This window comes from Streptomyces sp. NPDC001100 (assembly GCF_053598575.1).
In genome coordinates this window covers 230,478-248,548 of record NZ_JBSFKO010000013.1, presented here as the reverse complement: position 1 = coordinate 248,548, position 18,071 = coordinate 230,478, and the positions used below count along the sequence as shown (strand labels likewise).

At 70.8% G+C, this 18,071-nt stretch carries 15 protein-coding genes; 8 read left to right on the top strand and 7 right to left on the bottom strand.

From position 1 onward, the window contains the following. Positions 1 to 185 precede the first annotated feature (185 nt). Positions 186 to 944, bottom strand: coding sequence for an SDR family oxidoreductase (locus ACWDEW_RS21275; RefSeq protein WP_450514515.1), 759 nt, complete (start codon positions 942 to 944; stop codon positions 186 to 188). Positions 945 to 1,158: 214 nt separating this feature from the next. On the opposite strand from ACWDEW_RS21275, the gene ACWDEW_RS21270 reads away from it, so the two are divergent. From ACWDEW_RS21270 to ACWDEW_RS21255, 4 genes are all read left to right on the top strand, one after another. Then, positions 1,159 to 2,472 (top strand): MFS transporter, encoded by a 1,314-nt coding sequence (locus ACWDEW_RS21270; protein ID WP_450514514.1) that lies wholly within the window; start codon positions 1,159 to 1,161, stop codon positions 2,470 to 2,472. Then, entirely contained in the window at positions 2,456 to 5,176 is a 2,721-nt protein-coding gene (locus tag ACWDEW_RS21265) for an MGH1-like glycoside hydrolase domain-containing protein (protein ID WP_450514513.1), read from the top strand. Before ACWDEW_RS21270 ends, ACWDEW_RS21265 begins: the two co-directional genes overlap by 17 nt. After that, entirely contained in the window at positions 5,173 to 6,657 is a 1,485-nt protein-coding gene (locus tag ACWDEW_RS21260) for an alpha-amylase (RefSeq protein ID WP_450514512.1), read from the top strand. Before ACWDEW_RS21265 ends, ACWDEW_RS21260 begins: the two co-directional genes overlap by 4 nt. Before the next feature lie 190 nt (positions 6,658 to 6,847). Continuing rightward, positions 6,848 to 7,774: a hypothetical protein gene (locus ACWDEW_RS21255; protein WP_450514511.1), complete on the top strand. Its 927-nt coding sequence runs from the start codon at positions 6,848 to 6,850 to the stop codon at positions 7,772 to 7,774. A 72-nt stretch (positions 7,775 to 7,846) separates the two neighbouring features. On the opposite strand, the gene ACWDEW_RS21250 is transcribed toward ACWDEW_RS21255, so the two are convergent. Further along, a complete protein-coding gene (locus tag ACWDEW_RS21250) occupies positions 7,847 to 8,302 on the bottom strand; it encodes a MarR family winged helix-turn-helix transcriptional regulator (protein WP_359604044.1) in 456 nt (151 codons plus the stop codon). A 177-nt stretch (positions 8,303 to 8,479) separates the two neighbouring features. On the opposite strand from ACWDEW_RS21250, the gene ACWDEW_RS21245 reads away from it, so the two are divergent. Next, positions 8,480 to 9,940, top strand: coding sequence for an MFS transporter (locus ACWDEW_RS21245; RefSeq protein WP_450514510.1), 1,461 nt, complete (start codon positions 8,480 to 8,482; stop codon positions 9,938 to 9,940). 110 nt (positions 9,941 to 10,050) lie between these two features. Here the strand turns inward: ACWDEW_RS21245 and ACWDEW_RS21240 are convergent, their stop codons facing one another. After that, positions 10,051 to 10,719, bottom strand: coding sequence for a TetR/AcrR family transcriptional regulator (locus tag ACWDEW_RS21240; protein WP_450514509.1), 669 nt, complete (start codon positions 10,717 to 10,719; stop codon positions 10,051 to 10,053). 96 nt (positions 10,720 to 10,815) lie between these two features. Here ACWDEW_RS21240 and ACWDEW_RS21235 point away from each other — a divergent pair, with 96 nt between their 5' ends. The 3 genes from ACWDEW_RS21235 to ACWDEW_RS21225 all read left to right on the top strand — a co-directional run bounded on the left by ACWDEW_RS21235 (position 10,816) and on the right by ACWDEW_RS21225 (position 13,643). Further along, positions 10,816 to 11,661, top strand: a complete 846-nt coding sequence (locus ACWDEW_RS21235; RefSeq protein WP_450514508.1) for a patatin-like phospholipase family protein — start codon at positions 10,816 to 10,818, stop codon at positions 11,659 to 11,661. A 43-nt stretch (positions 11,662 to 11,704) separates the two neighbouring features. Continuing rightward, positions 11,705 to 12,913, top strand: a complete 1,209-nt coding sequence (locus ACWDEW_RS21230; RefSeq protein WP_450514507.1) for a cytochrome P450 family protein — start codon at positions 11,705 to 11,707, stop codon at positions 12,911 to 12,913. A gap of 466 nt (positions 12,914 to 13,379) precedes the next feature. Next, entirely contained in the window at positions 13,380 to 13,643 is a 264-nt protein-coding gene (locus ACWDEW_RS21225; protein WP_450514506.1) for a non-oxidative hydroxyarylic acid decarboxylases subunit D, read from the top strand. On the opposite strand, the gene ACWDEW_RS21220 is transcribed toward ACWDEW_RS21225, so the two are convergent. The 4 genes from ACWDEW_RS21220 to ACWDEW_RS21205 are packed head-to-tail and all read right to left on the bottom strand — an operon-like array spanning position 13,598 to position 17,986. After that, entirely contained in the window at positions 13,598 to 14,188 is a 591-nt protein-coding gene (locus ACWDEW_RS21220) for a TetR/AcrR family transcriptional regulator (protein ID WP_450514505.1), read from the bottom strand. The two genes, ACWDEW_RS21225 and ACWDEW_RS21220, sit on opposite strands and share 46 nt — an antisense overlap. A 43-nt stretch (positions 14,189 to 14,231) precedes the next feature. Then, a complete protein-coding gene (locus ACWDEW_RS21215; protein WP_450514504.1) occupies positions 14,232 to 14,678 on the bottom strand; it encodes a hypothetical protein in 447 nt (148 codons plus the stop codon). Next, positions 14,671 to 16,086, bottom strand: a complete 1,416-nt coding sequence (locus ACWDEW_RS21210) for an APC family permease (protein ID WP_450514503.1) — start codon at positions 16,084 to 16,086, stop codon at positions 14,671 to 14,673. The genes ACWDEW_RS21215 and ACWDEW_RS21210 overlap by 8 nt, the downstream gene beginning before the upstream one ends. Continuing rightward, positions 16,079 to 17,986 (bottom strand): primary-amine oxidase, encoded by a 1,908-nt coding sequence (locus ACWDEW_RS21205; protein WP_450514502.1) that lies wholly within the window; start codon positions 17,984 to 17,986, stop codon positions 16,079 to 16,081. Before ACWDEW_RS21205 ends, ACWDEW_RS21210 begins: the two co-directional genes overlap by 8 nt. Positions 17,987 to 18,071 lie beyond the last annotated feature (85 nt).

Sequence of the window (18,071 nt, the reverse complement as noted above, 5' to 3'; positions counted from 1 at the left end):
CCGGCTCCGACGATGGCTACCCGCAGGGGGCGCGGCATGATCAGGTTCCCTTCGAACGATGACAGACGACTCGACGGGAAGCCTAAGCTAAGGCATGCCTAACCCAGTACGCGGGTCCGGTCTATGACCTCATAAGGCCGGCTTATGGGGTGTCCAAGGCTGCCATATGGATGCGGAATGGGGCCTCAGCCGGCCGGGCGGATGTGCACCACGTCCTGCACGACTTCGGGCGGGGTGGCGAGCAGCTGGACCATCACGCGGGCGACGGTCGCCGAGGGGAGCGGCTTCATCGCGCCCACCCTGGTCAGATAGCCGTCCGCCTCCCACACCGGCGCGGCGCGCTGCCGGTCCTCGCCGGGGAAGTTCTCGATGAAGGCGCTGTCGGAGATGGAGCCCAGGATCACCAGCGCGACCCGGATGCCGTCGCCGCGCAGTTCCTTGTGCATCGCCGCGGTGAAGCCGTTCAGGCCGTGCTTGCTCGCCGCGTACATGGCCATCAGCGGCATGTGGTCGAGGGTGATCTCGGAGGAGATGTTGAGGATGTCGCCGCCTCCGGCCGCCCGCAGCAGGGGCACGGCCGAGCGGATCGTGTGGATCGGGCCCTGGAGGTTGGTGCCGACGCAGGCGTGGATGTCCTCGTCGGCGGTCTCCTCGATGGCGCGGATACGGGCCACGCCGGCGCTGTTCACCAGGATGTCCACCCGCCCGAACCGCTCCTCGACCTGAGCGAACGCCGCCCGCACGCTGTCGCCGCTGCTGACGTCGGTCGGGATCGTCAGCACCGATCCCGCCATCTCCCGCGCGGCCGTCTCCAGCCGGTCGGCACGCCGGGCGAGCAGCACCACCTGTGCCCCGTTCTCGGCGAGCTGTGCCCCGACGGCCCTCCCCACACCGGTCGAACCGCCGCTGATCACCGTGACCTTGCCCTGCATCGTGCCTGCCATGACGGCCTCCCCGGCGAGACGTGACGATCGGACGAGAGGCTACCTCTCTCGATTTGAGAACGCCGTATCCATATCCGGGGTGTGACGGCTGCGAGCGGCGAAGTCGCTCTGGTGGCAGGGCAGTCGGCTCGCTAGGCTGCGCGGCAGAAGCGGGATCGTCAACGCGTCGGTGGCTGGGTAGCGCGTCCCTCCGACGCGCTCACGGGAGACGCCGATGGCGTACCGATCCCTTCTCCGTGTGCCCGGCGCGGGATTCTTCCCGCTCGGGTTCCTCGCCCGCCTTCCCTACGCGACCTCGTCGCTCGCGACGCTCATCCTGGTCCGGGCCGCCTCCGGCAGTTACGCCTTCGCGGGTCTCGCCGCCGCTGCACAGGGCATCGCCAACGCGCTCGGCTCCCCGCTCGCCGGGGCACTGGCCGACCGGCACGGCCACCGTCTCGTCGGGGCGGTGAGCGCACTCGCCAACGCCGCTGCCCTCACCGGCCTCGTCGCGGCGAGCCACACCGGCCGCCCGGGCGTGATCGCCGCGGCCGCCCTGGCCGGACTCACCCAGCCGCCGGTCGGCTCCCTGGTCCGCGTCCACTGGTCACGTCTGCTCCACGCGCGCGAGCGGCCCGACCTCGTCCCCACCGCCCTCTCGTACGAGGCGACCGCCGACGAGATCAGCTTCGTCGCGGGCCCGGCGATCGTCGGCCTGCTCAGCTCCCTCGGCCCCACGGCACCGACCCTGGCGGCCATCGCCCTGCTCCTCCTGACCACCTTCCCCTTCGCGCTCTCCCTCGCCCCCGGCGGAGTCGCCCACCGGCCGGCACCGGGCACCCCGCGAACTCGCTTGCCCCGACTGCCACTTGCGGTCATGTTCCTCGCCATGGCCGCCATGGGCACCGTCTTCGGCGCCGTACAGACCGGCGTCACCGCCTACGCCGACGACAGCGGACACCCCGGCAGTGCGGGACTCCTCTACGCCCTCTTCGGCATCGGCAGTGCCCTGGCCGGTGCCGCCTGCGCCTGGCTCCCCGCCGGCTTCACGCTGCTCCACCGGTACGTGACCTTCGCGGCGACCCTGCTGCTGGGCACCCTCACCCTCGTCGCCGGGTACGGGCTGCACGCCGTTCCCGCGGCGATGGCCGTCGCCGGGGTGACCGTGGCGCCGTACATGATCAGCCTGTACGCGCTGACCGAACGCCTTGCGCCCGCCGACCGCGCGACCGCCGCCCTGACGATCCTGTGCGCGGGCGGCCCGCTGGGCACCGCCACCGGACAGGCGCTGGCCGGTTACCTGGCCGACCGTGACGGTCCCGCCGGAGCGTTCCTGCTGGCGCCGCTTGCGGCGGGAGCGGCGCTGCTGCTGGCCGTGACGGTGGTTCTCGTGGTCTGGCGTCGCGTTTCCCGCCCGAGCGCGGCGACCGAACGGGACGCGACCACCGGATGGCCGTCCGGGCAAGCCGTTGCGGTCGAGTCCAAGACGCCTGAGTCTGAGGGAATGTGCCGGGCCACGAGGAGGACACACGATGGCGACGAACGGTGACGCACCGGATGCCGAACGGCGACGGCTGGCCGAGGCCGACGAGTCCGGGGTGCCCTGGCGTCGTTGGGGCCCTTATCTGAGCGAGCGCCAGTGGGGGACCGTACGGGAGGACTACAGCCACAGCGGCGACGCGTGGTCCTACTTCACCCACGACCAGGCACGCTCCCGCGCCTACCGCTGGGGCGAGGACGGCATCGCCGGCGTCAGCGACGACAAACAGCGGCTGTGCTTCGCGCTCGCGCTGTGGAACGGCCGCGATCCGATCCTCAAGGAGCGGATGTTCGGCCTCACCAACTCAGAGGGAAACCACGGCGAGGACGTCAAGGAGTACTACTTCTACCTCGACAGCACGCCCACGCACTCGTACATGAAGTACCTCTACAAATACCCGCAGGCGGAGTACCCCTACGAGGACCTCAAGGCCACCAACTCGGCCCGTGGGCGCGGTGACTTCGAGTACGAACTCCTCGACACCGGGATCTTCGACGAGGATCGTTACTTCGACGTGTTCGTGGAGTACGCCAAGGCGGGCCCCGAGGACCTGCTGATCGAGATCACCGCCCACAACCGCGGCCCCGACGAAGCCCCGCTCCACCTGCTCCCGACCCTGTGGTTCCGGCACACCTGGTCCTGGGCGGGTGGCACCGCGGTCCCGTCCATCCACCAGGAACCCGGCGGCGAACTCCGCGCCGAACACGAGGACTTGGGCACGCGCCGGCTGTACTGCGACGCGGACGCGCAGCCCCTGTTCACCGAGAACGACACCAACAACGAGAAGATCTTCGGCAGTCCGAACGCATCCCCGTACGTCAAGGACGGCATCGACCGGTACGTCGTCCAGGGCGAGACCGGAGCGGTCAACCCCGACCGGACCGGCACCAAGGCCGCCGTCCACCACGTGCTGACCATCCCGGCCGGGCAGAGCGCGACCGTCCGCCTGCGTCTCACCGCCACCGAACTCCCCGACTGGACAGCCGACTTCGACACCGTCATGGCCCAACGGCGTGCCGAGGCAGACGAGTTCTACGAAGCCTGCACCCCGGCCGAGGCGGGGGCCGACGAACGGCGGCTGGTGCGGCAGGCGTTGGCCGGAATGCTGTGGAGCAAGCAGTACTACTACCTCGACGTCGAGCGCTGGCTGACCGAGCACGGTGTCGACCCGCTCGCCTCCGACCCCCGGGTGCGGAACAGCAACTGGTACCACATGGTCAACGACGAGATCATGTCGATGCCGGACACCTGGGAGTACCCGTGGTTCGCGGCCTGGGACCTCGCCTTCCACACCGTCGCCCTGTCGATGGTCGATCTCACCTTCGCCAAGGGCCAGTTGGACCTGCTGCTGCGCCGCCTCTACCTCCACCCCAACGGCCAGATCCCGGCCTACGAATGGAACTTCGGGGACGTCAACCCGCCCGTGCACGCCTGGGCCACCCTGTTCCTCTACGAGCTGGAGAAGCACCGCACCGGCAAGGGCGACCGTGCCTTCCTGGAGAACGCCTTCCAGAAGCTGATGAAGAACTTCAGCTGGTGGCTCAACCGCAAGGACACGGACGGCAACAACGTCTTCCAGGGCGGCTTCCTCGGCCTCGACAACATCGGCGTCTTCGACCGCAGCGCCCCGCTCCCCACCGGCGGCCACCTCGACCAGGCGGACGGCACCGCGTGGATGGCGCTCTACTGCCAGAACCTCCTTGAGATCGCCATAGAGCTGGCCGTCGACAACCCTGTCTACGTCGAGCAGGCGCAGTCCCTCTTCGAGCACTTCGCGTGGATCGCCGTCGCCCTGAACCGCATCGGCGCCGACAACGCCAGCCTGTGGGACGAGGAGGACGGCTTCTTCTACGACGTGCTGCGGCTGCCCGACGGCACGGCGACCCGGCTCAAGGTGCGCTCGCTCGTCGGCCTGATCCCCCTCGCGGCCACCAGTCTCGTCGGCGGCTGGGCGGACCAACGCTTCCCCGAACTCGTCGCTGGGGCACTGGAGTTCATCGAACGCCACCCGGCCGTGGAGGCCACCATCTCCTCGCACGAGGCGATGGGCCCGAATGCCGACGGCCGTTACCTCTTCGCCCTGTTCGGCGAGGACCGGTTGCGCCGCGTCCTGTCGCGGATGCTCGACGAGGACGAGTTCCTCGGCCCGCACGGCATCCGCTCCCTCTCCCGCTGTCACGCCGAGCACCCGTACACCTTCGACGTGCACGGGGAGACCTACGGCGTCGGCTATCTGCCGGCCGAGTCGGACTCCGGGATGTTCGGCGGCAACTCCAACTGGCGCGGCCCGGTGTGGTTCCCGGTCAACTTGCTCTTGATCCGCGCCCTGTTGAACCTGCACGCCTTCCACGGCGCCGACTTCACCGTGGAGTGCCCGACAGGCTCGGGCCGCCAGCTCACCCTCTACGAGGTCGCCCGCGAGATCGCCGACCGGCTCACGGCCACCTTCCTCAGCGACGAGGACGGACACCGGCCGGTGCACGGCGCCCAGGCCAAGTTCGCCAAGGACCCGCACTGGAAGGACCTGATCCTCTTCTACGAGTACTTCCACGGCGACAACGGCGCCGGCCTCGGCGCCTCGCACCAGACCGGCTGGACCGGCCTGTCGGCGATCACCGCCACCCTCTTCCACACCCTGGGCGACGGCGAGTGGTCGGCCCGGGGCCGCGAGAGCCTGCGCCCGACCGGCGACCGAGAGGAGCCGTTGTCATGACCGCCTGGCCCGGACATCCGGTGATCTACGAGATCAACACCCTCATCTGGCTGGGGGAGTTGAGCGCCCGCTACGGCCACCCCGTCACCCTCGGCGAGGTGCCCGCGCCCGCCTGGGACGAGGTCGCCCTCCCCGGCGTCGACGCCGTCTGGCTGATGGGCGTGTGGGAGCGCAGCCCCGCCGGACTGGAGATCGCCCTGCGCGACGAGTCGCTCCAGGCGTCGTTCCGGGCGGCGCTGCCCGACCTCCGCCCAGAGGACGTGGCCGGATCGCCGTACTGCGTCCGGAACTACGTCGTGGACGCGGCCCTGGGCGGCCCGGAGGGACTGGCGGAAGCCCGCGCCCAACTGGCCGCGCGCGGCGTCCGGTTGATCCTCGACTACGTCCCCAACCACGTCGCTCCCGACCACCCCTGGCTGACCGAACGCCCCGGCTGCCTGCTTCAGGGCACCCCGGACGACCTGGCCCGCGATCCGGGCGCCTTCCTGGAGTCCGGTGGCAAGGTGTTCGCGCGGGGCCGCGACCCCTACTTCGCGCCCTGGCCCGACGTCGTCCAACTCAACGCCTTCAGCGACGAGTTGCGTACGGCCGCCGTCGACACCCTGGCCTCGATCGGCGACCAGGCGGACGGCGTGCGCTGCGACATGGCCATGCTGCTGATGACCGACGTCTTCGCGAAGACCTGGGGCGAGCGCGCGGGCACGGCACCGGCCGAGGACTTCTGGCCGTATGTGCTCCCAAAGGTCCGCGAGCGCCACCCCGACCTCCTCTTCGTCGCCGAGGCTTACTGGGACCTCGAATGGGCCCTCCAGCAGCAGGGGTTCGACCACTGCTACGACAAACGGCTCTACGACCGGCTGCTGCACGAGGGCGCGGACTCGGTGCGCGGCCATCTGAGGGCCGACCTCGGGTACCAGCGTGGCCTGGTCCGCTTTCTGGAGAACCACGACGAACCCCGGGCCGCCGCGACGCTGTCACCCGAGCGGGAACGGGCGGCTGCGGTCACGATCGCCACGCTGCCCGGCGCGACCCTCTGGCACGAGGGGCAGTTCGAGGGGCGCCGGGTCCGCCCGCCGGTCTTCCTCTCCCGCCGGCCGGAAGAGCCCGTCGACAAGGAACTCCTGGCCTTCTACCGGCAGTTGCTCGCCGCGGTGGGCGCCTCCGGCATGCGCACAGGAGGGGAGTGGCAGCTGCTCGACTGCACCGGCTGGCCCGACAACCCCACACACGAGAACCTGATCGCCTGGTCCTGGACGACCGTTTCCGGCCGCCATCTCGTCGTCGTCAACCTGTCGGAGCAGCCTGCCCAGGGACGGATCCGCCTGCCGTGGAGCGACCTGCGCGGCGGCACCCACCAACTCACCGACCTGCTCACGGACTTGGCCTACGAACGGGACGGCGACGAACTGCTGGACCCCGGTCTCTACGTCGAGTTGGAGGGCCTGCACCGGCATCTGCTCGCGGTGATGCCCGGGTCTTGACGTGTGGCCAACTGGTGAAGGATTGACGGGAGTTGTGAAAGGTGACAGGAATTCGGCTAACTTCGCTGTCCCTTTCCTGAGCGAAGTACCCGCGAGCGGTCCGGTCGCGCACGCCCTCGATCGTTTCCTTTCGTGCGCCCGCCGCCCGCTCTGCCGCCTCCCACACCTTTTATCATCGTCGAGGCTCACTTTGTCACGTTCGCTCCACCTCCCATCCCTGTCCGCCCCGGCGGCCACCGCGTTCATCGCCGCCGCCGCGCCCGTGCCCGCGGCCGGCCCGGTGAGCGCCACCGAGAACGACGCGTGCCGGTCCGCCACCGTGCAGCACCGCATCGTCGGTGCCGATGGAAACGTCGTCGGGGCCGACTGGACCTCGCAGGGCGGCTTCCACCAGTGGGACACCGTCCCCGGCACCGTCGAGGTCCGGCTCGCCCCCGGTCAGAGCGTCGGCGACAGCTGCAAGTACCCCGTCTCGCTCGCCGAGTACACCGCCGAAGGCTCCACTTGGTACACCTCCGGCCACCAGACCATGGTCGACAAGGCCACGGTCCACCTCACCGCCAAGGACGTCGCCGGCGCGGACGGCTCGGGACAGACCTGGCAGAAGCTCAACGTCAAGTCGCCCGACTGCTACGGCCGGATAGACCTGTACGGCGACGACGTCACCTACGACGGCGGTACGGGCGAGGGGCACGGCCCGCTCCCCTACGAGCCCGACAACATCATGACCTCGTACCACCTCATCGTGGCCTGGAACGGCGGCGACAAGGAGTGCACGCCCAGCACCCCGGACTCGCCCACCCCGACGCCGACCCAGCCGGCCTCGGCCCCGCCCGCGACGCCGTCGACCCCGGCCGGGAGCACGCCGCCCGCCGAGGAGACGACCCCGCCGCCCAGCCCCGAGCCGTCGACGACGCCTCCCACCTCCGCGCACGTCCCGCCGCTGAAGTCGACGCCCTTGCCCACGCCGAAGGCGACGCCCAACGGCGGCGAGCAGCCCCTGGCGGAGACCGGTTCCAACGCGTCGGTCGGCCTCCTCGCGGGCGGCGCGGCCCTCGTCATCGCCCTGGGCGGCGGTGTGGTCCACGCGGCGAGCCGCTCACGCCGCTCCTCCTGATACAGCCTGTCCGGGCACGCCCGGTGTGAACCCTGAGCCCCGCCCCGTGCATGACCACGGGGCGGGGCTCACTCACGGCCGCGGCCAGGGACGCCCGCCGAGCCGCTCGATGTCGGTGTTGAAGCGCCGTAGAAAGGCCGCGAAGGCGGCGATGTCCGCCTCCGACCAGTCGTCCATGATCTGGTCCAGGGACTGGACGAGACCCTCGCGTTCCTCGTCGAGCATCCGCGCGCCCAGGTCCGTGATGCGGAACTTGCGGGCCATCCCGCCCTGCGGATCGGGGATCCGCTCCACCAGACCGGAGCGCATGGCCGCCGCCGTCTGGCGGTTGAGGGTGGATGTGTCGAGGCCGAAGGCGTCGCTCAACTCGCCGATCGACATGGGCCCTTGGATACGGATCCGGCTCAGCAGGATGTAGGCGCTGCGGTCCAGCACGCCGTCCTTGCGCCGCCCGCCCTTGTGCGAGAGAAGCCCGTGCCGGCTGAGGAGCATCTGCTCGTACTCGATCTCGCGCGTGCGCCTGTCCATCGGTCCGCTGCCTCCTGCTTCCTGCCGATGCCGCCGCCGTGTCATGCGGTTCGGGACGGCCGGACCCATCCTCGCACGACGGTATGCATCGTCCCCATCACATGGTTGATACATATGATGTGTACGATGCACATTCCTTCACGTCCCGACCGAACAGATACGCCGAGGAGTCCCGTCATGGACGCCCCCCAGCCCACAGCCCGCGCAGGCGGAGTGGTCGCCACGCTGGCCTTCGCCGGCACCACGGCCGCGATCATGCAGACGCTGGTCACCCCGCTCATCGCCGACCTCCCGGAGATGCTGCACACCTCGTCCTCGAACGCCGCGTGGGTGATCACCGCCACCCTGCTGGTGGCCGCGGTCTGTGTGCCGGTCGTCGGCCGCCTCGGCGACCTGCTGGGCAAGCGCCGCATGCTGCTCGCCTGCTCCGTCCCGCTGATCGTGGGCTCGGTGGTCTGCGCGCTCTCCTCCTCCGTCGTCCCGATGATCGTCGGACGCGGTCTTCAGGGCATGGGCATGGGCATGGTCCCGCTGGGCGTCGCCCTGCTGCGCGACGTCGTACCGCAGGAGCGGCTCAGCCCCTCCATCGCCCTCGTCAGCGCCTCCATGGGCATCGGCGGCGGTCTCGGCCTCCCGATCGCCGCGGCCATCGCCCAGTACGCCAACTGGCGTGCCCTGTTCTGGGGTTCGGCCGCCCTCGCCGCGGTCGTCGCCGGGCTGATCTGGTTCCTGATCCCGGACGTACCGGCCGCCGCGAAGGGCCAGCGCTTCGACGCGCCCGGCGCCCTGGGCCTCGCCGTCGGACTCGTCTGCCTGCTGCTCGGCATCTCCAAAGGTGCCGACTGGGGCTGGGGTTCGGCCACCGTGCTGGGCCTGTTCGCCGTAGCGATCGTGGCCTTCCTGGCCTGGGGTGTCTGGGAACTGCGCACCGGCGACCCGCTGATCGACCTGCGTACGACCGCCCGCCCCCGGGTCCTGATCACCAACATCGCCTCGGTCTTCGTCGGCGTCGGCATGTACTCCAGCATGCTGGTCGTGCCGCAGTTGCTGCAGTTCCCCGAGGCCACCGGCTACGGCCTGGGCCAGTCGATGCTCGCGTCCGGCCTCTGGATGGCACCCGGCGGCATCATGATGATGATCGTCTCCCCGCTCGGCGGAAAGCTCACCAACGCCCGCGGCCCCAAGTTCACCCTCATCAGCGGCGTCCTCGTCATCACCGCCGGCTACGCCCTGTCGATGGGCCTGATGAGCTCCGCCTGGGGCCTGATGCTCGTCTGCATCGTCATCAACAGCGGCGTCGGCCTCGCCTACGGCGCGATGCCCGCCCTGATCATGAGCTCGGTCCCGCTCTCCGAGACCGCCGCCGCCAACGGGTTCAACACCCTCATGCGCTCGCTCGGCACCTCGATCGGCGCCGCGGTGATCGGCGTCGTCCTCGCCCAGATGACCAACACGGCCGGCGGCTACACCTTCACCTCCGAGGACGGCTTCCGCACCGGCCTCCTCATCGGTGGCGGAGTCGCCCTCCTCGCGGCCCTGGTCGCGGCGGCGATCCCGGCCGTACGGCAGACCGCGTCGGAGGACGAGGAGGAGCCGGAGGCCGTGGCGGCGCGCGAAGGGGCCGGGGTCGAGTCCTGACCGGAGTGCGGTGAACGCACGGGGGATGCGCTGCCCGGCGCCGCAGGACCGAGGGATCGGTCCTCGGCGCCGGGCGGTTTGCTGTTCGGTGAGTCAGGCGGCCGGTCGACTCAGCTTCCCGGGCCCAGGCCGTGCAGGGCCTTGTCGAGTTGGGCCGGGGTCAGGGCGGGGCACGGGAGCAGGGGTGCGGCGGGTGTGCCGCGCAGGCCGTCGAGGAGGAGGGCGAGGGGGCGGAGCCAGGCGTCGGGGCCGGCGGCCGTGGTGAGGGAGGGGACGGTCCGGCCCAGGGCGGCCAGCGCGAACAGCAGGTCCTCCGGGGTGACGTCCGTGCGGATCGTGCCCTGGTCCTGCCCGCGGCTCAGCAGTGTCTCCACGGTGCGCCGGTTGTGGGCGTGCACGGCCTGGAGCGAGTCGACACCGTCGAGGTGGGTGGTCATCAGGTCGTTGGTACCGCGGTCCGCGGCCAGGCCGGCGAACACCGTGTGGAGATAGCCGGTCAGTCCCGCCAGGGCGTCGTCGGCGCCGCGCGCCTGCTCGCCCGCGGTCATCGTGTCGGTGAGCTGGTCGCGGAAGACGGCGTCCACGAGAGCGGCGCGGGTGGGGAAGTGCCGGTAGAGGGTGGCGTTGCCGATGCCTGCCCGGCGGGCGATCACGTCGATCGGCGCGTGCAGACCCTGCTCGGCGAAGACCTCGTGGGCGGCTTCGACCAGAAGCTCCCGGTTGCGCCGCGCATCGCGTCGCCGTGCCGGTGCCGTCGCGTCGTCCGGGCCTGTCATCATCACCCTCCGAACCAGTGGGGAGTGCTCCCCGGTAGAGATGCTATCGTCGATCCATCAAATGGGGAGCACTCCCCATTTTGGGCAGGGGGTGGCGTCATGCGGGACAGGGCACTGGTCCTGGGCGGTGGTGGGCCCGTCGGAGGGGCCTGGATGACAGGAGTGCTCGCCGGGCTCGCGGAGACCGGTGTCGACATCACCCGCGCCGACGTGGTCATCGGCACCTCCGCGGGCGCGATCTTCGGTACCCGGCTCGCCGCCGGCGAGTCACCGCGGGAGCTGTACGAACGCCAACTGGCCAGGGCCGATTCGATGCACCTGAGGGTCACCGTCGCCCAGACGGCCCGCTTCCTGTGGGCGGCGCTCGGATCCCGTGATCCGCAGCGCTCCGTGCAACGGCTGGCCCGGGCCGCTCTCGCTGCCCGCACCGGAACCGAGAGCGAACTCCTCGACGCGGTCGGCACGTTGCTGCGCGGCACACACGAATGGCCGGAGCGCGCTCTGCGGGTCGCGGCCGTCGACGCCGCGACCGGATCCGTGGAGGCCTTCGACGCGGAGACGAAGGCGACCCTCCTCGAAGCGGTCGCCGCGAGCTGCGCCGTCCCCCTCGTCCTCCCGCCCGTCACGGCCGCCGGCCGGCGCTGGATCGACGGCGGCAGCCGTACGACGACCAATCTTCAACTCGCCGCCGACCACCGCCACATCCTGGCCGTCTCACCGATACCGGGCGCGGTGGGTCCGCACCCCAGTGCCAAGCAGCAGGCGGCCCAACTCGCTGCCCAGGGAACCGAGATCACCCTCGTGACCCCCGACCGCGCGGCCCGTCGCGCGATGGGCCGCGACATGACCGCAGACACCCGCCGACCGGCGGCCGCAAGGGCGGGCCACGCCCAGGCGACGGCCCTGGCGCACACCGTGGACGCCGTATGGCACGCAGGCGGGTGACACCGCGGCCGAGCGTTCCCGTTCGACCAGCGAAAGGAGTGCCGTGCCGGCACCCACCCTTCAGGACCTCGCCCCCGACGGCCACGACCTCGCCACCGATCCCCACCCCGTCTACGCGGCCTTGCGCGCACAGGGCCCCGTGCACCGCGTCCTGGTCCCGGGCAGCGGTGAGAGCTGGCTGGTCGTCACCCGGGACGCGGCCCGTGCAGCCCTGACCGATCCGCGCCTGCGCAACGACATACGCCACTCCTCGACCTGGCAGGACGACGGCGGCCACGCCCTCGGCCGCAACATGCTCCAGACCGACCCACCCGACCACACCCGGCTACGACGGCTGGTCGCGGGCCACTTCACGCCCGCACGGATCGCCGCGCTGCGCCCGGCAGTCGAGGCGATCGCCCTCGACCTGCTCGCGGGGCTGCCGACACGGGGGACCGCGGATCTGGTGAGCGGCTACGCCCTGCTGTTGCCCGTCACGGTGATCTGCGACCTGTTCGGGGTGCCCGCAGCGGACCGTACGGTGTTCCACGCCTGGTCCAACGAACTCGTGATGCCCGCCTCGCCCGAGGCAGGCGCCTCGGCCGCCGGCGCCCTGGGCGGGTATCTGGCCGACCTGATCCACCGGAAGCGCGGAACCCGAGAGGCCGATCTGCTCGGCGACCTGGTCGCCGCGGCCCGCAGCCCCGAGTCCCCCCTCACCTCCCAAGAACTCCTCGGCATGGCCTTCCTCCTCCTCGTCGCCGGGCACGAGACGACCGTCAACCTCATCTCCGCGACCGTCCACGCTCTCCTCACCCACCCCGACCAACTCGAACTGCTGCGCATGGAGCCGGAGTTGGTCGGCGCCGCCGTCGAGGAGTCGCTGCGCCACAGCGCACCCGTCCACGCCACGGCGTTCCGTTTCGCCGCCGAGCCGATCGATCTCGCGGGCACCCGCATCCCGGCCGGAGACGCGGTACAGATCTCACTGGCGGCCGCCTCCCGCGACCCCCTCCACTTCCCCGATCCCGACCGCTTCGACCTGCGCCGCCGGGGCCCCGGACACCTCGCCTTCGGCCACGGCCTCCACCACTGCCTCGGCGCGCCCCTGGCCCGCACGGAGGCCGCCGTCGCCGTCCGCCTCCTCCTGCACCACCGTCCCGACCTCACCCTCGCCGCCGACCCCACGACACTGCGCTGGCGGACCAGCACGCTGGTGCGGGGGTTGAGCGCACTGCCGGTGCGGTTCGGCCCGGCAGCGCCGGGCGTCTAGCCGACCGTCAGGACTCCGGCGGGCAGGACGGGAGCCGGCCAGTGGGGCTCGGAGCGCCAGTTCAGAAGGCCTCTGCCGGCGGCGAACGGGCCGCTGCCCGCCCGGATCATCGCCAAGGCATCCTCGCGTGCTGCCTCCACCGCCCGGTGCTCGGCCCCGCTCACCACCCCCAACCGCCGGCCTGCGGGTCGCCGGGCGGCAGGAGCGACCGTTGCAGTATCAACGCCCGTTCGTGCTCACGGCGGTCTCGTCCGGCTGGAATCCGTCCACGACTCATGTCACGCCCGGCATCACCAGCAAGATGATCATCGACGCCACGACCCCGGTCGCACCGGACAAGCAGGGGCCACTTCGACACCCCGGTGCGGGACCTGCCCGAGACCCCCGAGTGGGCCGACCGTCTGCGCGCCCTGATCGCCGCCCGCTGACCCGACCCACGCACCACCACCGTCAGGAGCCACCCGCCATGACCTGCCCCCGCTGCGCCCACGACACGGTCGACACCGTGACCACCTCGCCCGTCCCCGGCGTGTGGGACGTACTCCAGTGCGTCCGCTGCCTCTACATGTGGCGCACCACCGAACCCGACCGCCGTACCCGCCGCGAGGCGTACCCCGCCGGGTTCCGCATGACCCCGGCCGACATCGAGACCGCCCCGGAGATACCCGTGGTACCCCCGCTGCTCTACGGCCGCAACGAGCCCAACAGGCCGTCGAGAACCGCCTCTTGACGCCGGGGTGTGGTGGCATGGGGCAGCAGGACCGCGTTGATCTGGAAGCCCATGAGGGCCGCGAGGAGAGTGTCGACGACCTCGTCGTCGGGCGATCGCGTGCCGATGTCGCCCTGCCTGCGGGCCTGTCGCAGATAGCCGCACATCTGCTCGCGCCACGCCGCCATGGCGCTCTCGTGGACCCCGGCCATGCGGTCGTCGTGGACGGCGCGGTCCCAGAAGGCGATGACGACCCGGGCCTCCATGAGGCGGACGTCGTCGAGCGGCATGATCTCCAGGCAGAGCAGGCGCAGCGCCGGCAGACCGGTCGCGTCGGCGATGGACTCGCGGGCGCGGACGTTGGTGCTCTCGAAGGCGTGCTGGAAGGCGGCGAGCAGGATCTCGTCCTTGTTGCGGAAGTAGCCGGTCAGCGCACCGTTGGCGTAGCCGGCCTCGGCGGCGAGGTCCCGCATGGTGACGGCGTCGAGCCCGCGTCTTGCGATCAGGGCCCAAACGGCTTCGATGATCGCGCGGCGCCGCGCGTCATGATCGACGATTTTGGGCATGCCCCGACCTTAATCCAGCCGCTCCGACGCGGGTCCGACCCGGTCAGCCCAGCATGGCGGCCATGCCGAGGGCCATCATCGCGCCGCCCGCACGGCTGAGCGGACCCACGCACGGGACACCGGGGCGCAGAGCCCGGTGCATGACGACTCCAGCCTGGGCCAGCAGCCACAGCACCACCGCAAGCGCGAACAGCCCATGGCCGTCGGCATGGTGGTGCTGCCCGTCCGGAAGCCGGGCCATGGCCACCGTGACCACGGCCATCACCGCGAGGTCGACGGTAACCGGCCCACGGGTGAACAGGCACATGCCCGCCGTCACGCCCGCGCCCATGAGCAGCGGGTGCGGCCCCGGGCTCCCCACCACCGTCAGCAGCGTCACGGCTAGCACGACGGCGTGCGGCCCCCAGTGCCGCACGGGCCCCGGCACATGCCCCGCGAGGCACAGACCGGAGCCCGTCAGCGCGACGGCCGCCGGGAGGACGTCATGCATCGCGGCGGCGCCGGACGGCGGCGGAGACCGCACCGGCCGCGAAGAACAGCACGACGATCCCCTCGAAGAGCCGCGCGAGGGAGGCCGAACCACCGATCAGCGTGGTGAAGTTGGCCAGCACCATGAACGTGATCCAGCACAGCCCGAGGGCGCCGAGCGCCGGCGCGAACCGTGTGTGCCACAGCCGGGTGTCCGCCCCGGTGCGGGCGAAGAAGGTGATGATCGCGACCCCGACGAGGATCATCAGCACCAGCACCCCGAGCGTGGCCAGACCGCTCATCCACGTGAACAGCTCCAGCACCGGATCGGACCCCGCGAGCACGAACGCCCCCACCACCACGGCCGCCGACACGCTCTGCACCAGCGAACCGGCGTGCGGCGAGCCGTGCTTGGCGTGACTGCGGCCCAGGACCGCGGGGGCGTCGCCCTGTCGGCCGAGGGAGAACAGATAGCGGGAGATCGCGTTGTGGAAGGCGAGCAGCGCCGCGAACAGGCTTGTCAGCAGCAGGATTTCCATGGTGCCGGAGGCGGCCGAACCGACGTACTGCCCGGCTACGGCGAACACCAGCCCGCTCGTGTTCTTGGCCGCCGCGCCCTGCACCTGGTCCGTGCCGACCGCCAGGACGACCGCCCAACTGGACAGCGCGTAGAAGCCGCCGATGGCGATGACCGCGAGGTAAGTCGCCCTGGGCACACTGCGCTTGGGGTCCCTCGCCTCCTCGCTGTAGATGGCGGTCGCCTCGAAGCCGACGAAGGAGGCGACCGCGAACATCACCCCGATGCCTGCCGAGCCCGTGCTGAAGGCACCCGGTGTGAACGAGTCGAAGTCGATTCCGTGGGCCCCTCCTTGGGCGAGGATCGCCACCGTCATCACCGTGACGATGCCGACCTCCAGGACCAGCAGCACCGACAGCACCTTCGTGCCGACCTCGATATTGCGGAAGCCCAGCACCGCGACCAGTCCCCACAGCAGGCCGGCCCACAGCCACCAGGGCAGGTCGGGGCCGCCGTACTTCACGACCAGCCCCTGAAGAGTGACACCGGACAGGCCATAGATCCCGGCCTGGATCGTGCTGTACGTCAGCAGCGCCAGCCCGGCCGCCCCGGTGCCGGTGATCCGGCCGAGCCCGGCGGTGACGTACGAGTAGAAGGCGCCGGTGTCGACGACATGGCGGCTCATCGCCGCGTAGCCGACACTGAACAGCAGCAGCACGACGGCGACCAGGAGGTAGGCGGCCGGTACACCGGGGCCGTTGCCGATGGCCAGCATCACCGGCAGGGCGCCGCCGATCGCGGTGAGCGGGGCGGCGGCCGCGACGACCATGAACACGATCCCACCGACTCCGATGGAGCCGCGGAGTTTTGACGGTGTGTCAACTGAGCTGCCGCTGATGGTCTGTTCAGACATGGCAACCTCCGGTGTCCGTTGTCCCGCAGTGGCCGGAGGTGCTCGGCGGCACGTCGAGGGTGGGGTTGCGGTCGAAGAACCCGACCGGCTTGAGCGTGAAGCCCGTGGTGTCGACCGGCATGATCGGCCAGTCCTCGGGACGCGGGGCGTGGGTCAGCCCGAAGGTGTGCCAGACGACGAGATCCTGCCCGTCGAGGTCACGGTCGGCGGCGGCGTACGCGGGCAGCCCCGCCCCGCCGGGATGCTGGTTGACGAAGTCGCCCGCCGGGTAGCGCTCGGCCGAGTCGTAGGCGGTGACCCAGAGGTGCTTCGTGGCGAAGGCGGCGCGGGCCGCGATCGAGGACTCGGGATCGGCGAGGAGGGCCGGCTTGCCCTCCGGGTGCAGGGCGTAGGCGACCGGCCTGCCGAGCCGGTTCAGGGAACCGGGGTTGGAGATGTGCCACACGCGGTCCACGCCCGTGTCGGCCATCCGCTGTGCCTCGCTCTCCCGTGTCAGCGTGGTCCGCTTCAGGGCGAAGGCGTTGCCGCGCAGGTTGTCGGGCCCCATCGGCACCCGGACCGTCTCGATCTCCTCCACGCGGTTGACGGGACCGTCCACCGCCATGTCCAGCCGCGCGCTGAACAGGTGCTGGTGGTACGGGGCGCCGAGGCCGGGGGCGAGTTCGGTGGCGTAGGGGTAGTCGCCGCCGGGGTGGGCGGAGGTGAAGACGACGCCGGTGGCCTTGGCCTCGAACTCGATGGTGCCGTCGAGGTACAGGTACCAGTAGAAGCCGTAGTCGTAGTTCCCGACCGTGGTGAAGAAGGAGAGCACCATGCGCCGTTGGCGCCGGGTTTCGACGGAGCCCGCCCAGAGGTCGGTGTGCTTCCAGAGGATGCCGTAGTCCTCCTCGTGCAGACAGACGGCGTTGGTGAGGGTCTGCGGAGTGCCGGTCTCGTCGGCGATCACCGCGTCGAGGTAGGTGATGTCGCCGAGGCAGTCGCAGCCGAGCTGGAGCGCGTTGGCATAGCGGCCGATGAGGTACTCGCCGGTGTCGAAGTAGTTCTGCCAGGACCGCACGGGGGAGGGGTCGGCGTACGGCACGACCATCTCGGCGATCGACGCGCGATGGATCACCGGGCGTCCGGCGAAGGCGAGTTGATGGAGGATCAGCCCCTCGCGGGCGTCGAAGCCGATGCGCAGGGACCAGTTTTCCCACGTGAGGGCGTTGCCGTCCAGGGTGAAGCCGGGCCCTTGCGGCTGGGTGATCTCGATGGGCTTCAGGGTGGTGCGCGGCGGACCGGTGACGGCAGGGTCGTCGAAGTTCCCCGGCTCGGCGGGCACCGGTACCGGGCCGACGTCGATGACCTGGTCCACGCTCCGGTTCAGGACGTCCACGTAGGCGACGAGCCCGTCGACGGGATGCGCCCAGGCGTGGTCCTTGGGGTGTTCCTGGACGAAGGCCAGTCCCCGCAGGATGCGGCGGCCCCGCTCCTGCGGGTACTCGGCGTCGTACACCCCCGCGGAGAGCGGGGCGACGCGCACCGAGTCCACGTCCAGGCCGCGGTCGGCCAGCGCGGCCAGCCAGCGCGGGTCCTTGACGAGGACCTCCTCGACGATCGCGAACTCAGAGTCCAACACTGGGAGTTGACCTTCGGTCGCGGCGTCGATCAGGCGGTACGACACGACATGTGACTCCGTCAGGGAGACCGTCGCGTCGCAGGAGGGGCCACCGGAGATGTCGAGCAGCAGGACCCGCAGCCGGCGATCGCCCTGCTCCGGGGCGGACTTGGGCGGATCGAGGAGTCCGAGATAGGCGAAGCGAGTCGCCTCCGTGACCAGCCCGGCCGCCACGAGAAGCTCGCGGGCAGTGGTGATCTCGTCAGGGGTGAGCGGGTCGAGGGCATGAGGAGCGGCAGCCATACGGGCCTCCGGGGATTTTTTTCTCTACGTTCGTAGAGCAAAAAATCGCGCGGCCACGTTTCGCTCGGCAGTACGCCCGCGTTGA

Excerpts from the sequence above, each read along its gene's own strand:
- ACWDEW_RS21275 (WP_450514515.1), bottom strand. The coding sequence starts at position 944 with ATGGCAGGCACGATGCAGGGCAAGGTCACGGTGATCAGCGGCGGTTCG.
- ACWDEW_RS21270 (WP_450514514.1), top strand. The coding sequence starts at position 1,159 with ATGGCGTACCGATCCCTTCTCCGTGTGCCCGGCGCGGGATTCTTCCCG.
- ACWDEW_RS21265 (WP_450514513.1), top strand. The coding sequence starts at position 2,456 with ATGGCGACGAACGGTGACGCACCGGATGCCGAACGGCGACGGCTGGCC.
- ACWDEW_RS21260 (WP_450514512.1), top strand. The coding sequence starts at position 5,173 with ATGACCGCCTGGCCCGGACATCCGGTGATCTACGAGATCAACACCCTC.
- ACWDEW_RS21250 (WP_359604044.1), bottom strand. The coding sequence starts at position 8,302 with ATGGACAGGCGCACGCGCGAGATCGAGTACGAGCAGATGCTCCTCAGC.
- ACWDEW_RS21245 (WP_450514510.1), top strand. The coding sequence starts at position 8,480 with ATGGACGCCCCCCAGCCCACAGCCCGCGCAGGCGGAGTGGTCGCCACG.
- ACWDEW_RS21240 (WP_450514509.1), bottom strand. The coding sequence starts at position 10,719 with ATGATGACAGGCCCGGACGACGCGACGGCACCGGCACGGCGACGCGAT.
- ACWDEW_RS21235 (WP_450514508.1), top strand. The coding sequence starts at position 10,816 with ATGCGGGACAGGGCACTGGTCCTGGGCGGTGGTGGGCCCGTCGGAGGG.
- ACWDEW_RS21225 (WP_450514506.1), top strand. The coding sequence starts at position 13,380 with ATGACCTGCCCCCGCTGCGCCCACGACACGGTCGACACCGTGACCACC.
- ACWDEW_RS21220 (WP_450514505.1), bottom strand. The coding sequence starts at position 14,188 with ATGCCCAAAATCGTCGATCATGACGCGCGGCGCCGCGCGATCATCGAA.
- ACWDEW_RS21215 (WP_450514504.1), bottom strand. The coding sequence starts at position 14,678 with ATGCATGACGTCCTCCCGGCGGCCGTCGCGCTGACGGGCTCCGGTCTG.
- ACWDEW_RS21210 (WP_450514503.1), bottom strand. The coding sequence starts at position 16,086 with ATGTCTGAACAGACCATCAGCGGCAGCTCAGTTGACACACCGTCAAAA.
- ACWDEW_RS21205 (WP_450514502.1), bottom strand. The coding sequence starts at position 17,986 with ATGGCTGCCGCTCCTCATGCCCTCGACCCGCTCACCCCTGACGAGATC.